Source organism: Prevotella sp. C0026C3 (assembly GCF_056590795.1).
This window is the reverse complement of sequence record NZ_JBWPWW010000035.1, coordinates 1-6,654: the sequence shown is the minus strand read 5'-3', so window position 1 is coordinate 6,654 and position 6,654 is coordinate 1. Positions and strand designations below refer to the sequence as shown.

8 protein-coding genes and 1 pseudogene are annotated in these 6,654 nt (G+C 40.6%); 2 read left to right on the top strand and 7 right to left on the bottom strand.

What is annotated here, in order from left to right; translation table 11 throughout:
* The first annotated feature begins 35 nt into the window (after positions 1 to 35).
* Both AC1EK4_RS11755 and AC1EK4_RS11750 read left to right on the top strand, forming a co-directional pair.
* The gene (locus tag AC1EK4_RS11755; protein WP_480358391.1) at positions 36 to 764 is read left to right on the top strand and encodes a DUF6577 family protein; all 729 of its coding nucleotides are present in this window, start codon (positions 36 to 38) and stop codon (positions 762 to 764) included.
* Positions 761 to 964 (top strand): annotated as a pseudogene (locus AC1EK4_RS11750) (nucleotidyl transferase AbiEii/AbiGii toxin family protein); the annotation flags it as partial. The gene AC1EK4_RS11755 and the pseudogene AC1EK4_RS11750, both read left to right, overlap by 4 nt.
* A 119-nt stretch (positions 965 to 1,083) precedes the next feature.
* Here the strand turns inward: AC1EK4_RS11750 and AC1EK4_RS11745 are convergent.
* The 7 genes from AC1EK4_RS11745 to AC1EK4_RS11715 all read right to left on the bottom strand — a co-directional run bounded on the left by AC1EK4_RS11745 (position 1,084) and on the right by AC1EK4_RS11715 (position 6,460).
* A complete protein-coding gene (locus tag AC1EK4_RS11745; protein WP_480358389.1) occupies positions 1,084 to 1,848 on the bottom strand; it encodes a metallophosphoesterase in 765 nt (254 codons plus the stop codon).
* Positions 1,823 to 2,626 (bottom strand): hypothetical protein, encoded by an 804-nt coding sequence (locus AC1EK4_RS11740; RefSeq protein ID WP_480358387.1) that lies wholly within the window; start codon positions 2,624 to 2,626, stop codon positions 1,823 to 1,825. Before AC1EK4_RS11740 ends, AC1EK4_RS11745 begins: the two co-directional genes overlap by 26 nt.
* A complete protein-coding gene (locus AC1EK4_RS11735) occupies positions 2,611 to 3,582 on the bottom strand; it encodes a helix-turn-helix domain-containing protein (RefSeq protein WP_480358385.1) in 972 nt (323 codons plus the stop codon). Before AC1EK4_RS11735 ends, AC1EK4_RS11740 begins: the two co-directional genes overlap by 16 nt.
* Positions 3,583 to 3,916: 334 nt before the next feature.
* Entirely contained in the window at positions 3,917 to 4,795 is an 879-nt protein-coding gene (locus AC1EK4_RS11730) for a hypothetical protein (RefSeq protein WP_480358383.1), read from the bottom strand.
* Between the two features lie 149 nt (positions 4,796 to 4,944).
* Positions 4,945 to 5,388, bottom strand: coding sequence for a hypothetical protein (locus tag AC1EK4_RS11725; RefSeq protein ID WP_480358381.1), 444 nt, complete (start codon positions 5,386 to 5,388; stop codon positions 4,945 to 4,947).
* A 194-nt stretch (positions 5,389 to 5,582) separates the two neighbouring features.
* Complete coding sequence (locus AC1EK4_RS11720; protein ID WP_480358379.1) at positions 5,583 to 5,756, bottom strand: transcriptional regulator; 174 nt, start codon at positions 5,754 to 5,756, stop codon at positions 5,583 to 5,585.
* A 113-nt stretch (positions 5,757 to 5,869) separates the two neighbouring features.
* Positions 5,870 to 6,460: a leucine-rich repeat domain-containing protein gene (locus tag AC1EK4_RS11715; RefSeq protein WP_480358377.1), complete on the bottom strand. Its 591-nt coding sequence runs from the start codon at positions 6,458 to 6,460 to the stop codon at positions 5,870 to 5,872.
* Positions 6,461 to 6,654 lie beyond the last annotated feature (194 nt).

The window sequence follows — 6,654 nt, the reverse complement described above, 5'->3', positions numbered from 1 at the left end:
GAAGCACTGCCGGTACACGTAGAGAAATCAAGGCAATTGGAACTTCTCTAAAGCTTTTCTTATCCCGAACTCGCGTAGATTTTGCAAACACCAATAAGGAGTTCAGGACGAATGACTTGTTTGAGTATCTTTCTGGAAAGTTTGAACTTTCCAAGAAAATGCTGTCTTGGCATTTACGCAAGTTGATGGATGAAAACAAAATATTCAGAATAAGCAAGGGAGTATATACGACTACTCCCAAAGATATTTTTCGCCCGGTTCCCAATACTCTTTCCATTCGGTTGTACAAGAAATTAAAAACGGAATATCCCTTATTGGACTTTTGTGTCTATAACGGCGAAATACTGTCTGACTTGCAGTATCACCTGTCGTATAACAACAATATCTATATAGAAACGGAACGTGATACCACTGAAACCATTTTCCACTTTGTACAGGATATGCACGAACGCAGTTTCCTTTCTCCGAAGGAAGACATGATGTCCGATTATATTCGGTTGGACAAAAGATCCTATATCGTAAAGCCTCTTGTTTCAGAGTCTCCCATACAGGAAATAAGCGGCATCAATGTACCAACAATCGAGAAGCTTTTAGTTGATATCCAATGCGACAAGGATTTCTTTTACATGCAGGGGCAGGAAGCTCTTTACATGATGCAGAATACTTTTGCTAACTATAATGTAAATGTAGGTATGCTGTTGCGGTATGCCTCACGGCGCAATATTAAACTGCAAATAGAAAAATATATCAAGGAATTTGTATGATCAAGAAAGAATGTATGACTACAGAATGGATAAAGACCATATCTGTTCGTAACAAATATAAAAACTAGAACCTGATAGAGAAAGTCATCAGGGCAATGTCGCTGTTGCAGATGATGAATTTGGGTGAGTCTGCTCACCGACTATCCATCGACATTGACATTATCTGCCCACCAGGGACGGATGTTGAGCAAAAATTGGAAAGTTCGAAAATCCCATAATTTTTCTGTATGGGCTCATCATTACGGAATTTTATTTGATACTGTTAGCTTTGACCCAAGAAGCGAGTAAAGAAAAAGAGAAATGGGTTCGATAGAAAGATCTATAGCTCTATTACAGCATCATCTTTGAAGTCAAAGTGTTCGTTGTAGGAAACATAGCCGAGTTGGTTGCACACACACTGCGTATTGCCAATAAGCCTGTTGATATTGCGGTGACTGTGACCGTAAATCCAATAGTTGATGTCGCTTCGCTCTATATATCCAGCAATTTCAGTCGTAAAGGCACCGTTAATGGGACTGCCGTCAAACTCGGGCGACATCAACTGAACTGAGGGCACATGATGCGTGACAACAATCTTCTTTTTCGCCTGGCTCGCTGCAACAGCATACTTAATGAATTGTAGGCAGCGATCGTGTTCTTGGTTGAAATGTTGCCAATCCAACATCTCATCTTTGTAGATGATACGGTGGAAGTCGGACACGCACCGCTCGGTCATGAAGGCATTCTGTTGATCGATGTGCGACCAAAGGGTTGAGACAATCACATTGATGTCACCAACAGGAACCACCTTGTTGTAAAAATAATGCACATTGGGGCGAATGGCTACATCAGTGCCGTCCGCAAGCGAGGCAAGGTCTTTGTATCTGTAGAACTCATGGTTGCCCAGGCATACGATGACCTGTTCATAATTGTCAGCCGCCCAGTCCCAAAAGGGGTGGGCTATAAAAGCGTCACTACCCAGATAGCCAATATCTCCAGCCAGTACGAGGATGTCGCCCATGCGCTTGATGGGATTCTGTTTCAGATAATGTGAGTTCTCCGCAAATTCCAAGTGAAGGTCAGAAGCATATTGAATCTTTGTCATGGTCAGTAAATGATGTTTTGATGATTTGCAACAGCTCTTCAGCGTTCAAGCCAGGCAACCCAGCTGCTTTGAAGAAATCGTCATTGGGCAATTCCAGCTCTGCCAGTTGGCAAAACCTCCCAACGTCTTCCTGCAACCGGTGTGGAACATGATAACTGCTATCGGGCGCAAGCATGGCAGCCAAGCGAAAAACATCCTTTTTGTGTTTGAGTATGTTGCGCTTGTCAACGTGTTCTCCAGCCTGCACTTTCTTTGTCAAGTCAATAAAAGCCTTGCTTTTCAGGCAAATCAAACTCTCTATGTTGGCAATGTGAACGCCATCTTCCAAAGTGCTGTGCTGAATGGTGAAGTGATAGTAGTCGTCATCCATGAGGATTGCGGACAGACTTGACAAATCCTCGTCGGTCGGAATCGGAGTGATAACAGCGTCCTGTGGGAAATTAAGCAATCCGAGATTGCGTGAGAACAACTCTATCTGCATCGGATAGCTTGCGACCTGCGGCTTTATGAAACGGTAATATTCATGCTGCAAACGACCTATGCCGCCAGTACCTTTTTCACGCTGCCGGTAAGCTCCCTGTCTGATAAAAAACCAAAATTGCTTTACAAACTCGTGCGACATGGCCTCTACAATCAATATAATGTCAATGTCCTTTGTCGCCCTTGGAAACTGGGCGTAATTTTCTTCATGAATCTCGCAGGCAGTGCCGCCAATGATGACATAATTAGCTTCAAAGTCCTTGAAGTATTCCCTGAATGTGTCTATTCCTTTGACCATCTGATATTCTCAATTAAAGTGTCCAGTTCCATTTGGATCCTCTCATCTTCATCATCCTTTAGGGAGAGAAAGAGCGACAACGGGTCAACAACATTACCGCCTGCCAAAAGACCCGGGGCATATCGCCAGACTTCCAACTTGGTATTACCAAACAGTTTGTTGGTACTTATTTTCTTCAGCACATCCTTGTTGATGGCAAAACTCTTCTGCTGCTCTCTATTGATCATGGAATATGCCGATAGGGCGTTGACACCGCTCTCCATACTGTTTATGATCTCCTCATCCGTATAGACGATTTTTTCAACGGGACTCTCCAGATAAGGCAGAATCTTGTTCCACATTTTTTTTCCATGGGCGTAAAAGGAGATGTTCTTTTCCTTGTCGCCCAAAAGAGTAATCAGCCCTTTTTCTCTCAGCCACCTTATTGCTCTGTTTGCCGTGGCATAGGAGGAGCCAAGCATCTCCGCAATCTCGCTTGTAGTCAAACCTTGCAAGCCGCCTTTTTCCAATTGCCAAAGCAGCACGACCTGAGACAAGGGATGAATTTTCTCCATGATGTCTGCATTCTTGGTTTTTACTGATTTCAGGTCAATCATCATGGAAGGAATGAACATCTGCTTACCGGGGATGATGAAGTCAACTTTTCTTTCAACAAGTCTGGATATGTTATAGGAGGCAATGTCAGGACAAACAAGAATCACAGGGAGCGAAAGCCTTTCGGAAATGGTATTCATGGCTTTCTCGGTTTGTGCTGGAGTAAACTCATTTGTCGAGTCTAAAGCCCAAACAACCTTCACACCCAGCATCTCAGCTTGGTATAGATGATAAGTGCGACTGAAAGCCACAGGCACTTTAGTGCACAAAGCTTTCGGTAGAGGAACTGCCGAACTTTTTGGCACCCCCATCTGTGCCAGATACTCTATTACAAGCGTCTTGAAGTCTGCATTTTTGCACATAATCACGCATTAATGATTTTGTGCAAAAGTAACGATTATATATGATATGAACAAATTTTTGGAGAAGAAATCAAGATGATGGTAGTTTCTGACATCAGTAATATCCTTATCACATCTAACTTATTCGTTTTCCGTGATATATAGAAAAACTCATTTTTTACGAAAGATTCAACTATCAAATCTAAATCTACAATTTTAGGAAATTTAATCGGGTAGGTTGGGAAAGGAAAGTCTTCTAACCTACTTTCGTGTATGACATGCCCGTCATACAAAAAAAGAGCAGCTTAAAGACCGCTCCCATATAAAACATAACTTGCAATAAGTTAATCACAAATCATTCAACGGAAAAATCGAAGCCAAATGGAGCTGTCTTAAAATACTGATTGTTGAGACCGTTCTTATAGAAGAAAACGTATTCTCCCGGTTCCAATGGTTGAGGAAAAGACACTTCAAAGGTTGTGTTGTTAATTGTCTTAATTGTGAAATCTACCATTACTCTGGAACTTGCATTACTTCCCTCAAAGCCCATCACTGTGTAGCTCATATTATCAGGAAATATCCTTCTGCCACCTTTCTTTTTGGCTTTTACCGTCATCTTTACACATTGGAACTCGTTGGGACTCATAATATCGTTCATTACAAGCTCATAAAAATTGCCGCCATTCTGCTTAAAACTATCATCAGAATTATGATTAAAATAGAATCTAAATACAGGTTGTGTGGATGCCGTTGTCTTGGCTTTAGTGCCAGGCAACATCAACTTCTTGATATCCTTGGCAGATGTCATCAGAACACTTGTCCCTGCAGCCACAGCAGCAGCCTCTCCTCCGCTTGGAATGTGTCCTCCAAAAACCGATCCAGCTACATAGGTGCCAAGTGCTGCAGCTCCTATCGCACCAAAATTAACTCCTTTCGCTTCTTTTTCAAAATTTGTACGATAGAGTTTTTCGGGCTTGCCATTTGCAACATTCCAGAGATACACTCCCTCGTACCCCATATCTTTCTTGGCTATTTTTTGAAGATATGTCGTCAGTGCAGCGTCTGCACCTGCAGTTTTCAGCTGACGCAAAAAATTGATATCGAAGGTAATAGTGCGAGTTGAGCTGTTGTCAATAGCACCGATAATCTCTTCAGAAGAAAATCCTTCTTTTAACAAATCAAGTACGGTCTGGTTGGTAACGGTTTCATTCTGTGCATGTAGACCAATGGCCATTAGCATCAGATACGTAAGAAGTAATACTTTTTTTATTGTTGACTTTATTTTTTATAATATAGAAATCCGTAAAAACTAAGTAAAATATTCAATTATGGTATCAATTAAAACTATAAGAAAATATGAAAACCTGATTGCAAAGGATTTAATTATTTATAATCAATTTTTAATGTTTGTTCATTTAAGGATAGTTGAACTTTCGGCGTAACTTCCTCATAGGTTGTGTTCTCCTTAACTAATTTATTCAGTTCCTCAAATGAAACCTTTCGTCTAACAATCCACTTACCCACATTGGTTCTTGGTTCAAGCATCTCCCATCCCTGTACTTCCAAATATGCGAGACCTTCCATCATATTTCTAACTACAACTGCTTTACCTTCTTTATTTTTCATGATACTTGCTCGTTGTTGTCCGTTTTCTCCTGGTGACATAAGAATAACGAAGCACTGCTCTCCTGTAACCTTATCTGCCCATCGCACTTCAATAGAAGCATAAAGATAGTAGTTCTGCTGGGTACTCGTTTTCGTCTGTGTACTGCCTGTTGTTGCCAAACACATCAAGATGGCAGCAATAAATAATTTCAGTTTATTCATCGTATTTATAATAATAAAGTTATGAGTACGCTGATTAATGCGTACTCACTTAAATGATTATATTGCCACTCTACACCCTATCAAATCCATTTTCTTCGAATATTTGCCTTATCTCATAGTAGGCGTTGTTGGACGGCTCACGGTACAGCTCTTTAAGGCCTGCTATGGTCATATCGAAACTTAATGCGAACATATCATGCGGGGCTAAAGAGTTCCTCACGTCCAAAGAATATCACGCCGTTATCCGTCTTTGCAGATACGACGATACCAACGAACGGATTATCTTTGATATCAATAAGTTTTCCATCTACCCAGTTGTCCTTCATAGTGAGGTCAGGCGAAATGTGTACTAAATCTCCAATTTTCATTTTATTGATACTTTTAGGATATAGTGCAAATTTAAATAATTCTAGGTTTTTATGCCAATTATTTCCAATAAAATTATTTTAATCAGCCGTGTGGCAGCATTCGGGTCCTAAATTTATTTTACCATGCGCTTGACAACACGTCCATCAGAATACTGAATAATGTGAAGTCCTTTGTCATGCTTGCTTATCTTTCTACCACATACGTCGAAGTGTACTTTATCTATGTTTGACTCATAGACAGACTGCTTCGCAATTCCAGAGGTTGTGATGTCAAGGATTTCGTACAATGTACCTAACGCCACATTTTTTGAGGTAAAAGCATCTTTAAATTTGTCAATCAAGTTTTTTTCTACATAGACTTTAAGTTTTACTGCCTTAGGTGTAAATACGTACTTGCCGAACTCAGGCATGGCTGAACCAGTAAACTGCACGACAGAAAGTTTCTTGTTGTTTTTAAATGCATAATTTCCTATTCCACCAATTGCCCCTTTGAAGTCAACAGTTTGCAACTCGACACAGTCGCTGAATGCCGATTCTCTAATAGAAAGATTAGAGGCAAGTGAAGTAAATCGCTCAAGTCCAGCATGCTCAAAAGCACATTTGTATACGTTGGTGAGTTCTGCTAGAAGACTGATTTTCTTCAGGTTTTTGGCATAAGCAAAGGCATACTCGCCTATTGGAAAAGCCACACTAATTTGACCCACGCTGGCAAGTATTTTAGACCCAGTAAGGTTAAAATAACCAGCCCCACCTCGCCAAAATAAGAATGACCCTTTGAAACGCTAGTTTTTTAGGGTCATTTTGTAGTTTTGTGTTACTGCCCTGGTCGGCATTAAAAACATAAAACTATTATTTATATGACAAAATTAAAGAATTTATTGCGCTGTTACGCATCTGG

Coding starts and splice junctions, on each gene's coding strand:
- AC1EK4_RS11745 (WP_480358389.1), bottom strand. CDS start 1,848: ATGACAAAGATTCAATATGCTTCTGACCTTCACTTGGAATTTGCGGAG.
- AC1EK4_RS11740 (WP_480358387.1), bottom strand. CDS start 2,626: ATGGTCAAAGGAATAGACACATTCAGGGAATACTTCAAGGACTTTGAA.
- AC1EK4_RS11735 (WP_480358385.1), bottom strand. CDS start 3,582: ATGTGCAAAAATGCAGACTTCAAGACGCTTGTAATAGAGTATCTGGCA.
- AC1EK4_RS11730 (WP_480358383.1), bottom strand. CDS start 4,795: ATGGCCATTGGTCTACATGCACAGAATGAAACCGTTACCAACCAGACC.
- AC1EK4_RS11725 (WP_480358381.1), bottom strand. CDS start 5,388: ATGAATAAACTGAAATTATTTATTGCTGCCATCTTGATGTGTTTGGCA.
- AC1EK4_RS11720 (WP_480358379.1), bottom strand. CDS start 5,756: ATGAAAATTGGAGATTTAGTACACATTTCGCCTGACCTCACTATGAAG.